Annotated in this window: 18 protein-coding genes and 1 tRNA gene; 15 read left to right on the top strand and 4 right to left on the bottom strand. The window is 70.0% G+C overall.

Going from position 1 to position 17,753, the window contains the following annotated elements:
• The first annotated feature begins 13 nt into the window (after positions 1 to 13).
• Positions 14 to 1,384 (top strand): sugar porter family MFS transporter, encoded by a 1,371-nt coding sequence (locus tag QBJ89_RS05540; RefSeq protein ID WP_277979535.1) that lies wholly within the window; start codon positions 14 to 16, stop codon positions 1,382 to 1,384.
• Positions 1,385 to 1,528: 144 nt separating this feature from the next.
• Here the strand turns inward: QBJ89_RS05540 and QBJ89_RS05535 are convergent, their stop codons facing one another.
• Entirely contained in the window at positions 1,529 to 2,464 is a 936-nt protein-coding gene (locus QBJ89_RS05535; RefSeq protein WP_277979534.1) for a ribose-phosphate pyrophosphokinase, read from the bottom strand.
• Between the two features lie 80 nt (positions 2,465 to 2,544).
• On the opposite strand from QBJ89_RS05535, the gene QBJ89_RS05530 reads away from it, so the two are divergent.
• From QBJ89_RS05530 to ribH, 6 genes are all read left to right on the top strand, one after another.
• On the top strand, positions 2,545 to 3,909 hold the full coding sequence (locus tag QBJ89_RS05530) for a glutamate--tRNA ligase (protein ID WP_277979533.1): 1,365 nt from the start codon (positions 2,545 to 2,547) through the stop codon (positions 3,907 to 3,909).
• Positions 3,910 to 3,926: 17 nt separating this feature from the next.
• Positions 3,927 to 4,274 (top strand): hypothetical protein, encoded by a 348-nt coding sequence (locus QBJ89_RS05525; protein WP_277979532.1) that lies wholly within the window; start codon positions 3,927 to 3,929, stop codon positions 4,272 to 4,274.
• A 244-nt stretch (positions 4,275 to 4,518) separates the two neighbouring features.
• Positions 4,519 to 5,562 (top strand): bifunctional diaminohydroxyphosphoribosylaminopyrimidine deaminase/5-amino-6-(5-phosphoribosylamino)uracil reductase RibD, encoded by a 1,044-nt coding sequence (gene ribD / locus QBJ89_RS05520; RefSeq protein WP_431522511.1) that lies wholly within the window; start codon positions 4,519 to 4,521, stop codon positions 5,560 to 5,562.
• Between the two features lie 9 nt (positions 5,563 to 5,571).
• Positions 5,572 to 6,195, top strand: a complete 624-nt coding sequence (locus QBJ89_RS05515; protein WP_277979530.1) for a riboflavin synthase — start codon at positions 5,572 to 5,574, stop codon at positions 6,193 to 6,195.
• Positions 6,185 to 7,318 (top strand): 3,4-dihydroxy-2-butanone-4-phosphate synthase, encoded by a 1,134-nt coding sequence (gene ribB, locus QBJ89_RS05510; protein ID WP_277979529.1) that lies wholly within the window; start codon positions 6,185 to 6,187, stop codon positions 7,316 to 7,318. The genes QBJ89_RS05515 and ribB overlap by 11 nt, the downstream gene beginning before the upstream one ends.
• A 32-nt stretch (positions 7,319 to 7,350) precedes the next feature.
• The gene (gene ribH / locus QBJ89_RS05505) at positions 7,351 to 7,770 is read left to right on the top strand and encodes a 6,7-dimethyl-8-ribityllumazine synthase (protein WP_277979528.1); all 420 of its coding nucleotides are present in this window, start codon (positions 7,351 to 7,353) and stop codon (positions 7,768 to 7,770) included.
• 277 nt (positions 7,771 to 8,047) lie between these two features.
• On the opposite strand, the gene QBJ89_RS05500 is transcribed toward ribH, so the two are convergent.
• Complete coding sequence (locus QBJ89_RS05500) at positions 8,048 to 8,857, bottom strand: DUF72 domain-containing protein (protein ID WP_277979527.1); 810 nt, start codon at positions 8,855 to 8,857, stop codon at positions 8,048 to 8,050.
• Positions 8,858 to 8,922: 65 nt separating this feature from the next.
• Positions 8,923 to 9,600: an HPP family protein gene (locus QBJ89_RS05495; RefSeq protein ID WP_277979526.1), complete on the bottom strand. Its 678-nt coding sequence runs from the start codon at positions 9,598 to 9,600 to the stop codon at positions 8,923 to 8,925.
• A 206-nt stretch (positions 9,601 to 9,806) separates the two neighbouring features.
• On the opposite strand from QBJ89_RS05495, the gene QBJ89_RS05490 reads away from it, so the two are divergent.
• Positions 9,807 to 10,361 (top strand): cupin domain-containing protein, encoded by a 555-nt coding sequence (locus tag QBJ89_RS05490; RefSeq protein ID WP_277979525.1) that lies wholly within the window; start codon positions 9,807 to 9,809, stop codon positions 10,359 to 10,361.
• 50 nt (positions 10,362 to 10,411) lie between these two features.
• Here the strand turns inward: QBJ89_RS05490 and QBJ89_RS05485 are convergent.
• Positions 10,412 to 10,486 (bottom strand) — tRNA-Gly (locus tag QBJ89_RS05485).
• Between the two features lie 159 nt (positions 10,487 to 10,645).
• Here QBJ89_RS05485 and QBJ89_RS05480 point away from each other — a divergent pair.
• The 7 genes from QBJ89_RS05480 to QBJ89_RS05450 all read left to right on the top strand — a co-directional run bounded on the left by QBJ89_RS05480 (position 10,646) and on the right by QBJ89_RS05450 (position 17,460).
• Complete coding sequence (locus QBJ89_RS05480; protein ID WP_132908299.1) at positions 10,646 to 11,356, top strand: response regulator transcription factor; 711 nt, start codon at positions 10,646 to 10,648, stop codon at positions 11,354 to 11,356.
• Between the two features lie 11 nt (positions 11,357 to 11,367).
• Positions 11,368 to 12,681: an ATP-binding protein gene (locus QBJ89_RS05475; protein WP_277979524.1), complete on the top strand. Its 1,314-nt coding sequence runs from the start codon at positions 11,368 to 11,370 to the stop codon at positions 12,679 to 12,681.
• 260 nt (positions 12,682 to 12,941) lie between these two features.
• Complete coding sequence (locus QBJ89_RS05470) at positions 12,942 to 14,438, top strand: SulP family inorganic anion transporter (protein WP_277979684.1); 1,497 nt, start codon at positions 12,942 to 12,944, stop codon at positions 14,436 to 14,438.
• 166 nt (positions 14,439 to 14,604) lie between these two features.
• Positions 14,605 to 15,456 carry a TorF family putative porin gene (locus tag QBJ89_RS05465; RefSeq protein ID WP_277979523.1) on the top strand — a complete coding sequence of 284 codons (852 nt, stop codon included), beginning with the start codon at positions 14,605 to 14,607 and terminating at the stop codon, positions 15,454 to 15,456.
• Between the two features lie 293 nt (positions 15,457 to 15,749).
• Positions 15,750 to 16,646, top strand: coding sequence for a tetratricopeptide repeat protein (locus QBJ89_RS05460; protein WP_277979683.1), 897 nt, complete (start codon positions 15,750 to 15,752; stop codon positions 16,644 to 16,646).
• Positions 16,643 to 17,266 carry an LON peptidase substrate-binding domain-containing protein gene (locus tag QBJ89_RS05455; RefSeq protein ID WP_277979522.1) on the top strand — a complete coding sequence of 208 codons (624 nt, stop codon included), beginning with the start codon at positions 16,643 to 16,645 and terminating at the stop codon, positions 17,264 to 17,266. Before QBJ89_RS05460 ends, QBJ89_RS05455 begins: the two co-directional genes overlap by 4 nt.
• Complete coding sequence (locus tag QBJ89_RS05450) at positions 17,263 to 17,460, top strand: Trm112 family protein (protein ID WP_277979521.1); 198 nt, start codon at positions 17,263 to 17,265, stop codon at positions 17,458 to 17,460. The genes QBJ89_RS05455 and QBJ89_RS05450 overlap by 4 nt, the downstream gene beginning before the upstream one ends.
• The last annotated feature ends 293 nt before the right edge of the window (positions 17,461 to 17,753 follow it).

Below are 17,753 nucleotides of genomic sequence, written 5' to 3'. Positions count from 1 at the left end.
AAGGACAGGACGAATGGCGGTGACGGCGACGGGCCCGGACCAATCGGGCGGCAGCGCGCCGCCACTCAACGCCGGGCTGCTCGCCTGCATCATCACCGCCGCGCTGGCGGGGCTGCTGTTCGGCTTCGACACCGCGGTGATCTCGGGCACCACCGTGTCGCTGACGCGCGCTTACGGGCTCGACAGCTTCTGGCTCGGCATCACCGTCTCCTCTGCTCTATGGGGGACGCTGATCGGCGCGCTGTTCGCGGGCATCCCGGGTGATCGCTTCGGCAGCCGCAACACGCTGCGCGTGCTCGCGCTGTTCTACGTCGCCGGCGGGATCGGCTGCGGGCTGGCGTGGAGCTGGGAGTCGCTCGTCTTCTTCCGCGTCATCGCCGGACTGGCGGTGGGCGGTTCGTCGGTGCTGGCGCCGGTCTATATCGCCGAGATCGCCCCGCCGGCGCGCCGCGGCGGGCTGGTCGCGGCGTTCCAGTTCAACATCATTCTCGGCATCCTGCTGGCCTATGTGTCGAACGCGATCATCGCCGCGCTGGCGCTGGGGGCGGACGATTGGCGCTGGAAATTCGGCGTCTCGGCCGCGCCCGCGATCGTCTTCCTGCTGCTGCTGCTGCGCATCCCGCACTCGCCGCGCTGGTTGATGGCGAAGGGTCGCGTCGCCGCGGCGCGCGACGCGCTCGCCCGCGTCGGCATGGGAGAGGAGCAGGCCGAGAAGGAGCTGGCCGCGATCCACGCCGGCTTCGCCGCCAAGCCGAGCGGCGAGAGACTGTCATGGCGGCGCCACCGCAAGCCGATCATGCTGGCGCTGCTGGTGGCGGGCTTCAACCAGCTCTCGGGCATCAACGCTTTGCTCTATTATCTTAACGACATCTTCGCGGCGGCGGGGGGCGCGCTTTCGGCCGATGTGCAGGCGATCATCATCGGAATCGTCAACGGCGTCTTCACCGCGGTCGGCATGCTGCTGATCGACCGGCTCGGGCGCAAGACGCTGCTGATGGTCGGCTCGGCCGGGATGGCGGCGAGCCTCACCGTCGCGGGGCTGGCGCTCGGCGGGACGCTGCCGGGCTGGATCGTGCTGCCCGCGCTGATCGGCTTCATCGCCTTCTTCGCGCCGAGCACGGGCGCGGTGATCTGGGTCTATATCAGCGAGGTCTTCCCCACCGCGGTGCGCGGCCGCGGCAGCGCTGTCGGCGCCTCGACGCACTGGGGGCTGGACGCGATCATCGCCGCCGCCTTTCCGACCGTGGCGGCGCTGTCGGTGAGCCTGCCCTTCTACGTGTTTGCCGCGATGATGCTGCTGCAGCTTGTCGTGGTGGCGCTCTACTTCCCCGAGACCAAGGGCGTCCCGCTCGAGGAAATGGAGCGGCGGCTGGGAGTGAGCTGACGCCGGGACGCGGGGGAGCGGTAAGCCGTTGGCGAGCCGTGCTCCCGCGAACGCAGGCGCCGAGGGTGACGAAGCGGGACGCTCGCGGCTCCGGGCTCGTGCGTGCGCAGCAGCACGTCTAAGCGCCGTGCGCCGTCGCCGGCCTCAGTCGAACAGGCTGCTGACGCTCGACTCGTCGGCGATGCGGCGGATCGCCTCGGCGAGCAGCGGCGCGATGGTGAGATGACGGATCTTCGCCGCCCCACCGATCGCCTCGTGGTTGCCGATCGAGTCGGTGATGACCAGCTCATGCAGCGCCGAGCCCTCGACCCGCGCCACCGCGCCGCCCGAGAGCACGCCATGGCTGACATAGGCGACCACGCCCTCCGCGCCCGCCTCGCGCAGCGCGGCGGCGGCGTTGCAGAGCGTGCCGGCCGAGTCGACGATGTCGTCGATCAGCACGCAGAAGCGCCCCTCGACGTCGCCGATGATGTTCATCACCTCGGACTCGCCGGCGCGCTCGCGGCGCTTGTCGACGATCGCGAGCGGGGCGTTGTCGAGCCGCTTCGACAGCGCGCGCGCGCGCACCACGCCGCCGACGTCGGGCGAGACCACCATCAGGTTCTTCTCGCCGAAGCGCGCGCGAATGTCCTGTGACATCACCGGCGCGGCGAACAGATTGTCGGTCGGAATGTCGAAGAAGCCCTGGATCTGCCCAGCGTGCAGATCGACCGAGAGAACGCGGTCGGCACCCGCGGTCGTCACCAGGTTGGCGACCAGCTTGGCCGAGATCGGCGTGCGCGGCCCCGGCTTCCGATCCTGCCGCGCATAGCCGAAATACGGCAGCACCGCGGTGATCCTTTTCGCCGACGCGCGCTTCAGCGCATCGATCATGATCAGCATTTCCATGAGATTGTCGTTGACCGGGTAGCTGGTCGACTGGACGACGAAGACGTCCTCGCCGCGCACGTTCTCCATGACCTCGACGAAGATCTCCTCGTCGGCGAAGCGGCGCACCAGCGCCTCGGTCAACGGTACCTCGAGATAGTCCGAGATCGCGCGCGCCAGCGGCAGGTTGGAATTGCCGGTCATCAATTTCATCGAGAACACCCCTTCGCGCCCGTCGCTCTAGGCTGGGGGGCTGGCGAGGGGAAGGGGCGGCGCGTAAGCGCGGGCGGGCCATGACCAGCCCTTCCTCTCCCACCGTCACCCGCTTCGCCCCCTCGCCGACCGGCCGGCTCCACGTCGGCAACATCCGCACCGCGCTGCACAGCTGGATGCTGGCGCGACGCGACGGCGGTCGCTTCGTGCTGCGGATCGACGACACCGACGCGGAGCGCAGCGAGGAGCGCTACGTCGACGCGATCCGCGCCGACCTCGCTTGGCTCGGGCTCGAGCCCGACCAGGAGGTGCGCCAGTCGGAGCGGTTCGCGCTCTACCAGCAGCGGTTCGACGCGCTGGTCGCGGTGGGGCGGATCTATCCCGCCTACGAGACCGCGCAGGAGCTCGACCTGCGGCGCAAGGTGCTGCTCGGCCGCGGGCTCCCGCCGGTGTACGACCGCGCCGCGCTGCGCCTCACCGACGCCGAGCGCGCGGCGCTGGAGCGCGACGGCGTGCGCCCGCACTGGCGCTTCAGGCTCGACCATGACGCGCCGATCGAATGGGACGATCTCGTGCGCGGCGCGCAGCGCTTCGATCCGGCGACGATGAGCGATCCCGTCGTGCGCCGCGCCGATGGCTCGTGGCTCTACATGCTTCCCTCCGCGATCGACGACGCCGATCTCGGCATCACGCATGTCGTGCGCGGCGAGGACCATGTCTCGAACACCGCGCTGCAGCTGCAGATGTTCGCTGCCATGGGGGTGCCCGCGCCCGCCTTCGCGCATGCCGCTTTGCTGACCGGGAGCGAGGGCAAATTGTCGAAGCGGCTCGGGTCGCTCGGGGTCGATCATTTCCGCGGGAGCGGGATCGAGCCGGCGGCGGTGCTGTCGCTGCTGGCGCGGATCGGCACCAGTCAGCCGGTCGAGCCGCTCGCCGACCCGGCACCGCTGATCGAGGCGCTCGACTTCGCGCAGTTCGGCCGCGCGCCGGCGCGGTTCGACGAGACCGAGCTGGCGCAGGTGAGCGCGCGGATCGTCCATCAGCTGTCGTTCGACGCGGTCGCGGATCGGCTGCCCGCGGGGATGGACGCGCCGGCGTGGGAGGCCGTCCGCGCGAATCTTGCCGCCGTCGCCGAGGCGGCGGACTGGTGGGGCGTGATCGAGGGGCCGATCGACCCGCTCGCCGCGGGTGAGGACGATGCCTATCTCGCGCAGGCCGCCGCGGCGGCGCGCGCGATCGACTGGGCGGGCGACCCGTGGCACGCGCTCACCGCCCGGCTCAAGGAGGAGAGCGGGCGCAAGGGCAAGGCGCTGTTCCTGCCGCTGCGCCGCGCGCTGACCGGGCGCGACCACGGCCCCGACATGGCCGCGCTGCTGCCGTTGATCGGGCGCGATCGCGCGCTTGCCCGGCTCGATGCGGCGGCGGACTCGAACCGCGGCGGCTGAGGCCCTATATCGCCCCGATGCAGTTCTTCGCCCGACTGTCGCCGCTGCGCGCCGCGCGTGACCTCCGCTTGTTCTTCCACACGCGCGAGCGCTACGAATGGGGGTTCCTTGCGCTCTCCGTGGCGATCACCGGTTTTCTGGTGTGGGCGTTCTTCCACGATTCGTATTTCGAGAAAGAATATAAGCCCAACATCATCTACTTCGAGCAGTGGAAGCTGGATCGCACCGACGCGCAGATCATCGCGCAGCAGCAGATCGATCAGGCCAAGCGCGAGATCGCGCAGCGCGAGCAGCGCGCGCGCGAGGAGAAGTTGCGCCAGGGCTTCAAGCGGCTCGACGACAAGCTCAACGCGATGGGGATCTGATCGGGCGGAGTGGATGGCCTGCTGTGGCGGGATGGCGGAAAGGTCGCCTTTCTCCCTTGTTCCCCGGCGAAGGCGGGGGTCTTGGCGGGAGGACCGTTGTGCAACCCACAGACGCTTCCGACTGGGCCCCGGCGTTCGCCAGGGAACAAGACCGACGGGGGCGGTCGGTAGCGCCCGGCCCACGACAGGGCGCCCAACCCTTTGACCATGCATGCACCCCGCTGATCTCTCCCACGCCCGCTGGATGGCCGCCGCGCTCGCGCTGTCCGAGCGGACACGCGCGCGCACCTACCCCAACCCGAACGTCGGCTGCGTCCTCGTTCGCGATGGGGCGGTGGTCGGCCGCGGCTGGACCCAGCCCGGCGGTCGCCCGCACGCCGAGGCGATGGCGCTCGACCAGGCGGGCGCGCGCGCACGAGGCGCCACCGCTTATGTCACGCTCGAGCCCTGCGCACATGCCAGCCCGCGCGGCCCCGCCTGCGCCGACCTGCTTGTCGCGGCGGGGATCGTGCGCCTGGTGGTGGCGCTCGGCGACCCCGACCCGCGCACCGACGGCAGCGGCCTCGCGCGGCTGCGCGCCGCGGGGATCGCGGTCGAGCTCGGCCGCGGCGCGGACGCGGCGCGGCGGGCGATGGCGGGCTTCCTCACGCGACGCGCGCTGGGGCGGCCGCACGTCACGCTCAAGCTGGCGCTGTCGCTCGACGGTGCCGCGGCGATGGCGGACGGGCGCAGCCAGTGGATCACCGGGCCGGAAGCGCGCGCGCACGCGCATCTCGAGCGCGCCCGCCACGAGGCGATCCTGGTCGGCCGCGGCACCTGGGAGGCGGACCGGCCGCGGCTCGACGTGCGGCTCGCGGGGCTGGAGGGCAGGGCGCCGCTGCGGGTGGTGCTGTCGTCGGGCGCTGGTCGAGGCGCGATGAGTGGCCCTCACCCTTCCAGCGTTGACGCGCCTCCCTCCCTCTCCCGCGGGGAGCGGGAGGGGGTCCGCCCGGCGCGGCCGGATGGGAAGAGCGAGGGTGACCCGCGCTGGATCACCACCCCCGCCGCCATTGCCTTTCTCCCCGCCGATCACCTGCTCGTCGAGGGCGGCGCGCGCACCGCCGCCGCCTTCCTGCGCGAGGACCTGGTCGACCGTTTGTTGCTCTACCGCGCGCCGATCCTGATCGGCGGCGGGCGCACGCTGCCCGACATCGGACTCGCCGCGCTGGGCGACGCGCACGCGCGCTGGCGGCTCGCCGACTCGCGCCAGCTTGGCAGCGATCGGCTCGAAGTCTACGAGCGCGGCTGAGAGGTCATCATGTTCACCGGCATCGTCTCCGACATCGGCACCATCCGCCAGATCGCGCAGCGCGGCGACACGCGCGCGGTGATCGACACCGCCTATGACGTCGCCACGATCGAGCTGGGCGCGTCGATCGCCTGCTCGGGCGTGTGCCTCACCGTTGTTGACAAGGCACCGCATGAGGACGGGCAGGGCGGCTGGTTCGCGGTCGACGTCTCGCACGAGACGCTCAGCCGCACCGCGCCGGCGCAATGGGCCGAGGGGCGCAGCCTCAACCTCGAACGCGCGATGAAGCTCGGCGACGAGCTCGGCGGCCATATCGTCACCGGCCATGTCGACGGCGTCGCGAGGGTGGAGGCGATCACCGCGGATGGCGACTCGCGCCGCCTCGCCTTCCGCGTGCCGGGCGAGCTGGCGCCGTTCCTCGCGCCCAAGGGCTCGGTGACGGTCGATGGGGTCTCGCTCACCATCAACGCGGTGGAGGACATGGCCGACGGCACGCGCTTCACCGTCAACCTGATCCCGCACACCCAGGCGGTCACCACGCTCGGCGCGCTCGCCGAGGGCGAGGCGGTCAACATCGAGATCGACGTGCTCGCGCGTTATCTCCAGCGGATGGAGCATTATCGTGGTCGCTGAGCCCGCGGCGCTGGCGCGGCTGCGCCACGGCTATCTCTCCTCGCCCGAAGAACTGATCGACGAGGCGCGCAACGGCCGGATGTTCATCCTGGTCGACGACGAGGATCGCGAGAACGAGGGCGATCTCGTCATCCCCGCGCAGATGGCGACGCCCGAGAAGATCAACTTCATGGCCAAATACGGCCGCGGGCTGATCTGCCTCGCGCTGACGAAGAGCCGCGTCGAGCAGCTCGGGCTCGACCTGATGAGCCGCAACAACGGCACCCGCCACGAGACCGCCTTCACCGTCTCGATCGAAGCGAAGGACGGCGTCACCACCGGCATCTCCGCCGCCGATCGCGCCCGCACGATCGCGGTGGCGATCGACTCGACCAAGGCGCGCGACGACATCGTCACGCCGGGCCACGTCTTTCCTTTGGTGGCGCGCGACGGCGGCGTGCTGGTGCGCGCGGGCCATACCGAGGCGGCGGTCGATGTCGCACGGCTCGCCGGGCTCAATCCCTCCGGCGTGATCTGCGAGATCATGAACGAGGACGGCACGATGGCGCGGCTGGACGATCTCGTCACCTTCGCGCAATTCCACCATCTCAAGGTCGGCACGATCCGCGACCTGATCGCCTATCGCCGCCGCCACGACCATCTCGTCGAGCTGGTCAGCGAGGCGCCCTTCACCAGCCGCTGGGGCGGCGACTGGACGGTGCGCGCCTATCGCAACAAGGCGACCGGCACCGAGCAGGTCGCGCTGGTCAAGGGCCGCGTCGATCCGGGCAAGCCGACCTTGGTGCGGATGCACGCACTGTCCCCCTTCGCGGACATGTTCGGCGAGGAGGGACAGCGCAGCCACCTGCTGTCGCGCTCGATGGAGCTGATCGCCGAGGCGGGCGCGGGCGTGATCGTGGTGATCGATCGCCACCGTGCCGACGCCTTCACCACCGCGGTGCGGATGAAGGCGGGCGAGGCGGTGACGATCGATATGGAGGAGCTGCGCGACTATGGCGTCGGCGCGATGATTTTGGCCGAGCTCGGCGTCCACGACATGGTGCTGCTGACCAACACGCACCATACGCTGGTCGGGCTCGACGGCTACGGCCTGTCGATCGTCGGCGAGCGCCAGATCGACTGACCCTTTTTTCTCAAAGCTGACGGAGGCCCGGCGTGGCGCATATCCTGATCGTCGAGGCACGCTTCTACGACCATCTCAACGACCTGCTGGTGACGGGCGCGCGCGGCGCGATCGAGGCTGCGGGGCACAGCTGCGAGGTGCTCACCGTGCCCGGCGCGCTCGAGCTGCCCGGCGCGATCGCCATGGCGTCCGAGCGCGGCCGCTGGGACGCGTTCGTCGCGCTGGGCGTGGTGATCCGCGGCGAGACCTATCATTTCGAGATCGTCGCCAACGAGAGCGCGCGCGGGATCATGGCGCTGACGATGGACGGCGTCGCGATCGGCAACGGCGTGCTCACCACCGAGGACGAGGCGCAGGCGATCGCGCGCGCCGACCCGGCGCGGCTCGACAAGGGCGGCGCCGCGGCCAAGGCGGCGCTGGCGCTGCTCGACCTGCGCGACCGGCTCGGCTGAGCGGGGCGGCTGTCCTACAATCGGCGCAGGGGACTATAGTCGGATGGTTATTGTCTGAGCCGAAGCGTGCTCCTGCACACGCAGGAGCGCGGATCGGGTCGGATGGATCGCCGTCCAGGACGCCCGCATGTTCGCCGACCTTACCCGTCGATCGCCCCGCACGCTCTCGCCGGCACGCGCGCCAGCGACTCAACATTCGCAACATTCGCGCGTCCGGGGCGACGCACCGGCACGCTACGCCACGCGCTTGAACCCGCGTGGCGACTCAACATTCGCGCTACGCCGGTGTCCACCCCAACCGCCCGAGCAGCGCCATCGCGGCGTGCGGCGCGCGAACCTTCGCGCCATTGATCATGAACACGAACGTGTCGCGCGGCCGCACCGGCGCCGGGTCGGCAACATAGGGCAGCCCGGCGGGGCTCTTCCCCGCCGCCCAGTCGCGCGCCACCGTCGCCCAACGGTCCAGTGCATCCGGCGCATAGCCGGCTGGCTCCTCCTCACGCGCGTCCTCCAGCCGGGCGTAGACGAAGTCGCCCGAAACGTCGGCGAGCGCGGGATAGTCGGCCGAGTCGCCGTAGACGATCGCCACCCCGGCGGCGCGGCACAGCGCGACGAACTCCGGCGCCGCGAACGACTCGTGCCGCACTTGGATCGCGTGGCGCAACGCGACGCCGTCCTGCTTCGCCGGCAACAGCGCGAGGAAGGCGCGCAGGTCGTCCGGATCGAACCTCCGCGTTCCGGCCATCTGCCACAGGATCGGGCCGAGCTTGTCGCCCAGCTCGGTGATTCCCTGACCGACGAAGCGTTGCACCGACTCCCCCGCCTCGGCCAGCACCTTGCGCGTGACGCAATAGCGCGACGCCTTGAGCGCGAAGACGAAACCGTCGGGCGCGCTCTCGCGCCATGTGGCGAAGGTCGCGGGCTTGAACGACGAGTAGAAGGTGCCGTTCACTTCGATCGCGGTGACGTGGCGGCTGGCATAGTCCAGCTCGCGCTTGTGCGGCCATTTCTCGGGATAGAAGGTGCCGCGCCACGGCTCGAAGGTCCAGCCGCCGATGCCGACTCGTATGGGTGCTTCGCTCGTCATGGCCATGGGCGTGCCGAGTCCGGCGCGCGCTGTCCATCGCCGCGGCGCCGCAAGGATCGACCGCGCTAGCGTCGACGCGGCAACACGGCGCTGCGCTGCGCCGCATGCCATTCGGCGCGGGTGAGCAGCGCGTCGAGATCCTGCGGCGCGATGTCGAAGGTCTCGTGCAGGTCGGCGAGCGCGGCGTCGATGTCGGCGGCGTGGAGCCCGGCGGCGACCGGCGCCGCGGCACGATGCGGAAAGGAACGTTTGGTGACGCGGTGGAACAGCCACCCCGCGGCGACCAGCGTCAACGAATTGAGCGCCACCGGCAGCAGCGCGAAGCCGAAGCCTGCGGCATGGACCGCGGGTCCGCCGATCACCGCGGTGAGCGCCGCCGCGCCGCCGGGTGGATGAAGGCAGCGCAGCAGCGACATGACGAGGATCGCAGCGCCGACCGCCACGCCGGCGGCGAGGGCGACGCCGGGAACGAGTTGATACACCGCGACGCCGACCAGCGCGGAGAGCGTGTTGCCGCCGATCACCGGCCAGGGCTGCGCCAGCGGGCTCGCCGGGACCGCGAAGACCAGCACCGCGGAGGCGCCGAGCGGTGCCACGATCAGCGGCAGGTCGGCGTACTCGAGCCGAAGCGCCGCGCAGATCAGGGCGGTGAGTGCGATGCCGAGCGCCGCGCCGAGGCAGGCGATCAGCCGTTCGCGGAAGTGCGCGCCGGAGAGCAGGGGCGTGAACAGGCGGAACGGCATGGGGTGGGGATGTGGCGTGCGCCGCCGGTCGCGTCAATTCGCGCCCGCGCGGGCGGAGCGCTCCACCGCCCTGCTCCGATCGGCGGGGCGTCGCGATCACCTGTAAATCAAAGCGCAGCCGGCGAGGATCGTGGCCGTGCTACGCTCCGGCCGCCGATGCCGCCGACGAATCAGGGCGAACCGACTGCCAGCAGGAGGAAAGAAGCATGGAACGCCGCACCATCCTGGGGCTTCCGCTGGCCACCTTGACCGGCGGCGCCTTGCTCAGCGAGCCAGCCGGCGCGACGACGGCGCTGCCGGCGGTGGTGCGGGCGGGCAGCGACCACGACGGCCGCCCGCACCGCATCGGCGTCAGCGCCACCACCTACAAAGTGGTGACGCGGGAGACCGGCGGCGCGCTGTTCGTGATCGAGCAGGCCAACCAGCGACGCGGCGGACCACCTCTTCATGTCCATCATGGCGAGGACGAATTGTTCTACGTCGTGGCGGGCGACTATGTCGTCCAGGTCGGCGATCAACGCTATTCGCTCGGCGCCGGGGACTGCATCCTCGGGCCGCGCGGGGTGCCGCATGCCTGGGCGTTCGTCGGCACCGGAACGGGGCGGATGGTGCTGAGCTACGCGCCGGCGGGCAAGATGGAGGCCTTCTTCAACGCCTGGGAGAAGCTCGGCTTCGCGCCGGGCGGTTACTCGCAGGAGAAGGACGCCGATTTGCTCCGCGCCTATGGCATGGAACGCCGCGGTCCACCGATCGCGCTGTGAAGGACAAGGCACCGGGCCGGTGACCGGGTGCGGCGCGACAGGACGGAAACTGGAGCGGGCGAAGGGATTCGAACCCTCGACCCCAACCTTGGCAAGGTTGTGCTCTACCCCTGAGCTACGCCCGCTCTGGCGCCTGTGCCGCCCTCGTGGAGAGGACCGGCTGGGTGAGGCGCGGCCACTAGCAGCGGCCTCGACGCCCGGCAACAGCTTTTTACACGCCCCCGCATTTTTCTGCCGCACGCGCGAATTGACCCCGATCAGCCCTGACCTTAGGTCCCGCTGGCATGACCGCTCCAACGATCCTGCTCGTCGAGGACGATCCCTCGCTCCGCATGCTCACCGCGCGCGCGCTGCAGGAGAACGGCTTCGCGGTCCGTCCCGCCTCCGCTGCGCCGGAGATGTGGCTCGCGCTCGATTCGGGGCCGGTGGACCTCGTGCTGCTCGACATCATGCTGCCCGGCACCAGCGGGATCGACCTGTGCCGCTCGCTGCGCCAGAAGAGCGACGTGCCGATCATCTTCATGTCGGCGCGCGCCAGCGAGACCGATCGCGTCGTCGGGCTCGAGCTGGGCGCGGACGATTATATCGCCAAGCCGTTCGGCACGCGCGAGCTGGTGGCGCGGGTGCGCGCGGTGCTGCGCCGCCCCGCGCTTGACCGGCGCGCCGGCGCGGGCGACCAGGGCATGCTGACGTTCGACGGCTGGACGATCAACCTGCCGCGCCGCGAACTCAGCTCGCCCAGCGGCGCGATCGTCGATCTCACCGGCGCCGAGTTCGACCTGCTTGTCGTGCTTGCCGACCATGCCCAGCGCGTGATCGCGCGCGAGCGGCTGATCGAGCTCAGCCGCACCCGGCTTGGCGATAGTTCGGACCGCTCGATCGACGTGCTGATCAGCCGGCTGCGCCGCAAGCTCGGCAGCGCCGGGGCGCCAGCGCCGATCGTGACGGTGCGCGGCGTCGGCTATATGCTCAACGCGCCGGTCGAGCGCGGCTGACCCGCGCGCGCATGCGCTCGCTGCGCCGGCCCGCGCTCGGCCTGCTCGGCCAGGTGGTGGCGATCCTGCTGCTGACCCTGGTGATCGAGTTCGGCGCCAGCACCTTGCTCTACGAGCGTGCGAGCCGCTTCGCGGTCCGCGACGACGAGGCCAACCGGCTCGCCGAGCATCTCGTCATCAGCCGCCGCCTGCTCGCAGAGCGGCCCGCGGCGCAGCGCGAGCGCATGGCGGCCGAGCTCACCACCGATCGGTACGCGCTGCGCTGGAGCGAGGCGCTGCCGCCGCCGCCGCCGATCGCCCCTGCGCTGGACGAGATGCAGCGCCAGGTGATCGAGTGGGAGCCCTCGCTCGCCGCGACCGACCTGCGGCTGCGCATCCATACTCCGGGGCGTCATTCGGTTGTTACCGGCGGGCTGCGACTGCCCGATGGCAGCGGGCTGTATTTCCGCACGCTTGAACCGGTGGCGACGATCAATCTCGCGTTCGAGCGGATCGCGCTGGCGATGGTACCCGCGATCGCGCTGATGGTGCTGGGCGGGATCCTGCTGCGGCGCGTGCTGCTGCCGCTGCGACGGCTCGCCGCCGCGGCCGAGCGGGTCGGCCACGGCGATGTCGTCCCGGTGCAAGAGGACGGGCCCGGCGAGGTGCGGCGCGTGATCGGCGCGTTCAACCGCATGCAGGACCGGATCCAGGCGCTCATCGTGGGGCGCACGCAGGCGCTGGCGGCCGTCGGGCACGATCTGCGCACGCCGCTGGCGCGGCTCCACCTGCGTACCGAGTCGCTGCCGCAGCTCGAGGCACGCGAGGCGATCGCGCACGACGTCGCCGAGATGGAGTCGATGATAACCTCGCTGCTCGCCTTTCTCGGCGGCGAGGCGGAGCCCGAGCCGCCCACGGTGGTCGACTTGGCGGTAATGTGCGCCACCGTGATCGACGACGCGCAAGATCGCGGGGCAGACGCCGAATATAGCGGGCCGGATCACTGCGAGTGGAGCGTGCGCCGGCTCGGCTTCAAGCGCGCGTTGGTCAACCTGGTGGAGAACGCGCTCCACTACGGCGAGCGCGTACGGCTGACGCTGCTGCCCGGCGACGCAGCGCTGACGATCCGTGTCGAGGACGACGGACCGGGTATCCCCGACGACCAGCTCACGCGCGTGCTCGAGCCCTTCGTCCGGCTCGACCCGGCGCGCGGGCGCGACACGGTGGGGTTCGGGCTGGGACTGTCGATCGTTCAGCTCGCCGTCGCTGCAGAGGGTGGCACGCTCGCCTTGTCCAACCGCGGCGAGGGCGGACTGCGTGCGGAGATTGTGCTGCCGCGACGCTGACGCGCTTCCTGCCGGCCGGGAGGTGGTGGTGCGGGGCGGGCAACACAACGACACGCCTTGGTCGAACGCGGGACACCACGCGGCGCTAGTGCCTGGACGATTGCTCACCAGGAGGTTGCCGCCGTGGACGACGCCAGCGAACGCGTGTTCAGTCGAGAGGTCGCGGCGTCTCAGCCGATCCTTCCCGCCCAGCGCCGGGTCGCGGGGTGATGGCCAGCCTTGCCTCATCGACCGCGGTGGCGGCGCGGCCCGGCGTGTCGATGCCCGCCGTCCGCTTTCTCGGACGCGACCTCACCGCCTCGATCGTCGTCTTCCTCGTCGCCATGCCATTATGCATGGGGATCGCGATCGCCTCGGGCGTTCCGGCCGAGAAGGGCCTGATCACCGGCATCATCGGCGGCATCGTCGTCGGCGCGATCGCGGGTTCGCCGCTTCAGGTCAGCGGCCCCGCGGCGGGCCTTGCGGTGATCGTCTACGAGCTGGTGCGCGACCAGGGCATCGGCGCGCTCGGGCCGATCCTCATCCTCGCGGGGCTGGTCCAGTTCGTCGCCGGCGTGTTCCGGCTCGGCGGCTGGTTCAAGGCGATCTCGCCGGCAGTGGTGCACGGCATGCTTGCGGGTATCGGCGTGCTGATCGTCGTCGGCCAGTTCCACGTGTTGTTCGACCATCGCCCGCTGCCAAGCGGGTTGCAGAACCTCGCGGCGGCGCCGGGACGGCTGTTCGGCCTGTCGAGCAACCTGCAGGCGACCGAGTTCGCTTTCGCCATCGGCGTCGCCACGATCCTGGCGATGCTGGCCTGGGAGAAGTTCCGCCCGCGGGCGCTGCGGCTGCTGCCGGGCGCGCTGGTCGGTGTCGTCGTCGGCACGTTGCTGTCGCTGGGGCTCGACGTCGCGCGCGTCCAGGTGCCCGCCTCGATCGTGGGCGCGATCGCGCCGCCGAGTGCGTCGGCGCTGGTGAGCTGGCTCAACCCTTCCATCTTCGCCGCGGCGCTCGCGATCGCCTTCATTGCTTCGGCCGAGACCCTGCTCTCGGCCGCGGCGGTCGACAAGATGCACGACGGCGTCCGCACCGACTATAACAAGGAGCTGCGCGCACAGGGCATCGGCAACCTTCTCTGCGGGCTTGCCGGCGCGCTGCCGATGACCGGCGTGATCGTGCGGAGCTCGGCCAACGTCCAGGCGCAGGCGGCGACGCGGCTGTCGTCGATGCTACACGGCGTGTGGATCCTCGGCTTCGTCGCCGCGCTGCCCTTCGTGCTCACCGCCATCCCGATGGCGGCGCTGGGCGCGGTGCTGGTGGTGACCGGGGTGCGGCTGGTGAGCGTCAAGCATGCCACGCACCTGTTCCGCGACTATGGCGCGCTGCCGGTGCTGATCTGGGCGGCGACGCTGGTGACGGTAGTGACGACCGACCTGCTCACCGGCGTGCTGGTCGGCATCGGCCTGACCATGCTCGAGCTGGTGCCGCATCTGCACCGTCTGCGGCTCAAGGTCTTCGAGGCGAGCGACGGTGAGTCGCACGCGATCACGCTCGACGGCACCGCCACCTTCGTGACGCTGCCGAAGCTCTCCGATACGCTCGATCGCGTGCCCGCCGGCACCAACGTGCGGATTGATGCCTCGCGGCTCGACGCGGTCGATCACACCAGCGCCGAGATGCTGCGCGACTGGTTCCAGCGCCGTCGCGCCGCCGGCGCGACGGTGGAGATCACCGGAGCGCGTGGCAGGATCGCCACACTCGGCGAGCATCGTCATTGAGCAGGTGCAGCAGCACATTTTGACATCAAGCGGAAATAATCGGGCAACATAGCCCGAATACGTCGGGAGGGTGGTTTAGCGGCTGCCCTCCCGACGCCTTTAGCGGCGCGGGGGAGAGCGAGCCCGGGTCACGAGCAGGAGGAGCCTCTGCCACAAGGGAGGTTCCATGAACTATCGTCTTCGTCTCGCCGCGGCGCTGCTCGCCACTGGCCTCGCCGTCCCCGCTGCCGCGCAGGAGACCGCGCCGCCGAAGCCTGTCACCGTGTCCGGCTCGGTCGGCCTTGTTAGCGACTATCGCTTTCGTGGCGTATCGCAGTCCGACGAGAATCTCGCGGTGCAGGGCGGCTTCACCATCGCGCACGAGAGTGGCCTCTACATCGGCACCTGGGGCTCGAACCTGGCGGGCTGGGGTACGTTCGGCGGTGCCAACATGGAGCTCGACCTGATCGCGGGCTACAAATTCCCCGTCGGCGGCGGGACGCTCGACGTCGGCGCGACCTGGTACATGTACCCGGGCGGCTTCGATAACACCGACTTCATCGAGCCTTATGCCAAGCTGTCGGGCACGCTGGGCCCCGCCTCGCTGACCGCCGGGGTCGCCTATGCGCCAAAGCAGGAAGCGCTCGGCGCCTGGTATCTCAACGGCACCTCGGCAGCGAACGGCGTGTACGACCGACCAGGCGATAAGAACGACAATCTCTACGTTTGGGGCGACGTCGCCGCGGCGATTCCGAACACCGGGCTGACCGCAAAGGCGCATATCGGCGCCTCCAAAGGCAACAAGGGACTCGGGCCGTTCGCCACCAGCGTTGCGCCGACCGGCGAGTATGTCGACTGGATGCTCGGTGCCGACTACGCGATCCCAACCACCCCGTTGACCCTGGGTGTCGCCTACATCGACACCAACATCTCCGAGCGCGAAGCGGCCTATCTCCAGCCGAGCTTCAGCAAGGGGCAGGACGGCACCGGCACGATCGCGGGCAGCACCGTGGTGGTGTCGCTGACCGCGGCGTTCTGAGCGGGAGAAGCCGTCTCGACTGATGGCGCCATCCTGAACTTGGTTCAGGATCCACCGTCGCGCGCACTCGGATCGCGAGGCGTTTGCGGCACCGTGGATCCTGAACCGAATGGAGGGTGATGCGTCGAGGAGGACGAGCCTCTTGCCTGCGCCCGATCGGGCTTCAAGCTCGCTGCTACTGGATCAGCGCCACTCGATGAGGCCCACAGGGCTCCGGGGGGGTTTGTATCCCCTGCGGCCTTCCCACATAAGGGCCCCAGCAATCGCAGGAGCGCCCCTTGGCCACGCTAGGAATGTCATCGGCAGAGAAGGAGGCCGTGCAGCGCTTCCGGTCCGAGGTCGTCGAGCCCTCGATGACTCACCTCGTCATCATCGATTTCTGGGCTGAGTGGTGCGGGCCGTGCAAGGCGTTGGGCCCTGTACTGGAGAAGGTCGCCGCCGATTACGCCGATAAGGGCGTGGTGCTGGTCAAAGTCGATACCGACAAGGACCAGTTCATCGCCGCCCAATTCCAGATCCGCTCGATCCCGACCGTCTACGCAATGTTCCAAGGGCAGCTCGTCGCCGATCTGACCAGCGCGCGCACCGAGTCGCAGCTGTGCACCCTCCTCGACCAGCTGCTCCGCCAGCTCCCGATCGCGGGCGAGGCACAGGAGCAGGAGGCCGAGCTTGAACCGCTGATCGCGATGGGCGAACAGGTGCTCGCCGAGGGAGACGCGGCGCGCGCGCTGTCGATCTTCGACCAGCTCGCCGACATGGCACCTGACCATCCCGGCGTGCTGTCGGGCCGGATTCGCGCGCTCGTCGCGGCCGGTGAGGTGGCGGAGGCCGAGGCAGCGATCGCCGCGCTGCCCGAGGAGGTCGCGGCGCTGCCCGACGTCGCGCGCGCACGCTCAGCGCTGGCGCTGGCGCGCTCCGCGCCCGCGGTGGACGATCTCACCCCGCTCGAGGCCGCGGTGGCGACCGACCCCGACAACCTTCAGGCGCGCTACGACCTCGCCAACGCGCGGATGGCCGCGGGAGACCGCGACGCGGCGGCGGAGGGCTTCCTGTCGATCGTCGCGCGCGAGCGCGACTGGAACGAGGGGGCGGCGCGCCAGCAGCTGCTTAAACTGTTCGAAGTGGTCGGGCTCGAGGATCCCTGGGTTGCGGCGCAGCGGCGCAAGCTGTCGGCGACGTTGTTCGGATGAGCGAGACCACGCGGCTCTCGATCTTCCCGCTGCCGGGCGCGCTGCTGTTCCCGCAGCTGCATCTGCCGCTGCATATCTTCGAGCCGCGTTACCGCGCGATGGTGTCGGACGCGATGGCGCGAGATCGCCGTATCGCGATGATTCAGCCGCGCCCGGACAGCGAGGATCGCGGCAAGCCCGGGCTCTTCGAGGTCGGCTGCGTCGGCCGCATCGCCGAGGTGGAGGCGCTGGAGGACGGGCGTTACAACCTGATCCTGCAGGGCCTTTCGCTGTTCCGCCTAGTGCGCGAGATCGTGGTGACGACACCGTTTCGCCAGATCGAGGCGGAGCTGCTGCCATCACCGCCGGACGAGACGCTGTCGCTCGGCGCGCGCTCGTCGCTCGAGCTGGAGGCGCGGCGCTTCGCCGCGGTGCAGGGCTATGCGGTCGACTGGAAAGCGGTCGGTCGCCTCGACGACACCAGCCTGGTCAACGGCATCGCGCAGATCGCGCCGTTCGATGTGGCGGCCAAACAGGCGTTGCTCGAGGCCGACGGCATCGCCGATCGCGCCGAGCTTCTGGTGCAGCTGATGCAGTTCTTCGGTCGTCACGACGGTGAGGATCGAGTGACGCTGCAATGAGCGCCGCGCGGTCGCCGATCGTCGACGACTGGCTGCTGGCGCGGCTGGTGTGCCCGGCGACGCGAACGCCGCTGCGCTACGATGAGGCGCGCGGGATGCTGGTGTCGGACGCGGCGCGGCGCGGCTATCCGGTGCGCGACGGCGTGCCGGTGCTGCTGATCGAGGCGGCGGTGCCGCTCGATGACCCGGAGTAGATCACCGAATTGGGTTGACCCGTTCTGGTGAAATGCTACCCGCTCCCTTCCGAGCTAATTGCAATAACTCGGCGTATCCAGGCCGACTATTGGCGCTGACCCGGATCGGCGATCAAGTATAGGTCAGCCTCCCTATCCCTAGCTAATATGCCGTAAACGGCATGTGCTTAGCACGTTCGTCAGCTTCTGCTTCATCGATGCCGCCGGATAGCGCGCTTATCGATGAATCAGGGAAGAAGATCAGACGTGATGACGACCCGCAGCGAAGCGCCCACGATCGATCGCACGTCAGG

Origin of the sequence: Sphingomonas phyllosphaerae, assembly GCF_029623345.1 — a bacterium.
In the GTDB taxonomy this organism is placed as follows: domain Bacteria; phylum Pseudomonadota; class Alphaproteobacteria; order Sphingomonadales; family Sphingomonadaceae; genus Sphingomonas; species Sphingomonas phyllosphaerae_C.
This window is presented reverse-complemented; position numbering and strand designations above follow the sequence as displayed.